This window comes from Streptomyces sp. UH6 (genome assembly GCF_013421635.1).
Taxonomy (GTDB): domain Bacteria; phylum Actinomycetota; class Actinomycetes; order Streptomycetales; family Streptomycetaceae; genus Streptomyces; species Streptomyces abyssomicinicus.
Genome location: NZ_JACADT010000882.1, coordinates 1 through 2,394, shown reverse-complemented (window position 1 = coordinate 2,394; position 2,394 = coordinate 1). Strand labels below are relative to the sequence as shown.

General features: G+C 73.0%; 1 protein-coding gene and 1 pseudogene. One reads left to right on the top strand and one right to left on the bottom strand.

What is annotated here, in order from left to right; translation table 11 throughout:
• A partial coding sequence (locus tag HW445_RS27095; RefSeq protein WP_180223505.1) for a 3-hydroxyacyl-CoA dehydrogenase family protein occupies nt 1-1,804 on the bottom strand: 1,804 nt, incomplete at its 3' end.
• A 352-nt stretch (nt 1,805-2,156) separates the two neighbouring features.
• Here HW445_RS27095 and HW445_RS27090 point away from each other — a divergent pair.
• Nucleotides 2,157-2,394 (top strand): annotated as a pseudogene (locus HW445_RS27090) (adenylosuccinate lyase); the annotation flags it as partial.

Here is a 2,394-nt window from a genome sequence, read left to right as displayed (position 1 = left end):
CATATTCGCGGAAGCCGCGGCCCGTCTTCCGGCCCAGGCAGCCGGCGGCCACCAGGTGCTCCAGGAGCGGCGCCGGGGCCAGTCCCGGGTCGCGGAACTCGCCGTGCAGGACCTTCTGGATCGCCAGCGAGACGTCCAGACCGACGACGTCCAGCAGCTCGAAGGGGCCCATCGGGTAGCCGCCGCCCAGCTTCATCGCGGCGTCGATGTCGTCCAGCGTCGCGTAGTGCTCCTGGACCATCCTGACCGCGTTGTTGAGGTACGGGAACAGGAGCGCGTTGACGATGAAGCCCGCCCGGTCCCCGCAGTCCACCGGGTGCTTGCGGATCTTCGCGCAGACCTCGTGGACGGTGGCGTGCACGTCGTCGCCGGTGAGCACCGTGCGGACGACCTCGACCAGCTTCATCGCCGGGGCCGGGTTGAAGAAGTGCATGCCGATCACGTCCTGCGGCCGGGAGGTGGCCCGGGCGCAGGCCACCACCGGCAGCGAGGAGGTGGTCGTGGCCAGCACCGCGCCGGGCTTGCAGACCTTGTCCAGGGCGGCGAACAGCTGCCGCTTGACCTCGAGGTCCTCGGCGACCGCCTCCACCGCCAGGTCGACGTCGGCGAACGCGTCGTAGGTGCCGGCCGGGGTGATCCGGTCCAGGGTCTGCGCCGCCGCCTCGGCCGTCATCCGGCCCTTGTCCACCGACCGGGCGAGCGACTTGCCGATCCGCGCCCGGGCGGCCGTCGCCTTCTCCTCGCTGCGGGCCGCGATCACCACGTCGTAGCCGGCCTTCGCGAACACCTCGGCGATGCCGGACGCCATGGTGCCGGAGCCCGCCACACCCACCGAGCGCACCGGGCGGCCGGAGCCGGCGTCGGCGTCGCGGCGCGGCGTGAGGGCGTCCGGGACGACGGTGGCGGAGCCGGGCGCCTCGTAGGTGTAGAAGCCGCGGCCGGACTTGCGGCCGTTGAGGCCGGCGTCGCTGAGCTGGCGGAGGATCGGCGCGGGGGCGTGCAGCCGGTCGCGGGACTCCTGGTACATCGCGTCCAGCACGGTGCGCGCGGTGTCGACGCCGATCAGGTCCAGCAGGGCCAGCGGCCCCATCGGCAGACCGCAGCCGAAGCGCATCGCCGCGTCGATGTCCTCACGGGAGGCGTACCGGGACTCGTACATCGCGGCGGCCTGGTTCAGGTAGCCGAACAGCAGGCCGTCGGCGACGAAACCGGGCCGGTCGCCCACCTTCACCGGCTCCTTGCCCAGCTCGACCGCCAGGTCGGTGACGGCGGCGACCGCGCCCGGGGCGGTGAGCACCGAGGAGACCACCTCGACCAGCTTCATCGCGGGGGCCGGGTTGAAGAAGTGCAGGCCCAGCACCCGCTCCGGGCGCGCCGAGTCGGCGGCCAGCCGGGTCACCGACAGGGCGTTGGTGCCGGTGGCCAGGATCGTGTCCGGCCGGACGATGCCGTCCAGGGCGCGGAAGATGCGCTGCTTGACGTCGTACGACTCGGGGGCCACCTCGATCACCAGGTCCGCGGTGGCGGCGTCGGCGAGGTCGCCGGAGGTGCGCAGCCGGCCCAGGACCTGCGCGCGCTCCGGCTCCGTCAGCTTGCCCTTGGCGACGGAACGGGCGGTGGAGGTCTCCAGCGAGGCGACGGCGCGGGCGGCTGCCTGCGGGCTGGTGTCGATGCCGACGACCTCGCGGCCGGCCCGGGTCAGGATCTCGGCGATGCCCGAGCCCATGGTGCCCAGGCCCACCACGGCGACGGTGCGGAGGGTGGAGGCGCTGTCGGAACGGGACAGGGAAGAGGGAGCGGCCATGACGGACTCCAGGAAGGCGTGAGGTGACGGCTGGAACGCACGCCGACGGCTACGAGGGCCAAGGGGCGTGCGGAGGTGAGGAGTTGGCGGGCCGGCAGCGATGTGCCGGTCCGTGTGCCGGTGCCGACCGGTCCTGTCCCGGAACCGGGTCGTACGGGGCGATGCTGCGGTACCGCGGTACCGAACCGACTGCTCCCGCGGCGGCTGCGTCACCAGGCCGCTGCGGGGGATGCGAGGGGTACTCGCTCGTATGAGCTTAACCCGTGAGTAGTGAGCGCGCCAGACCGTGCGGGGCGTCGCGATGTGTGATCCGGCTCCCATGCGCGGGGGTGATTTGCGTAGGCTTGGCCGGGTGAACGACGACGAGGGTCAACTCGCCCTGCTGGAACACCGGTTGCGGTCCGAGTCGGGGGGAGGGTTCGCCCACCGGCGGCTGGCGTCCACGGCCGGCCCCGAGGAACTCGCGGAGCTGCTCGGCGAGCCGGGACATCCGCTGTGGGCGCGGGAGTTGGCGGCGTTCCGGCTCGGACTCGCGGGGGACGGGCGGGCGTTCGAGCCGCTGGTGCTGCTGCTCAACCACCGGGACCCGC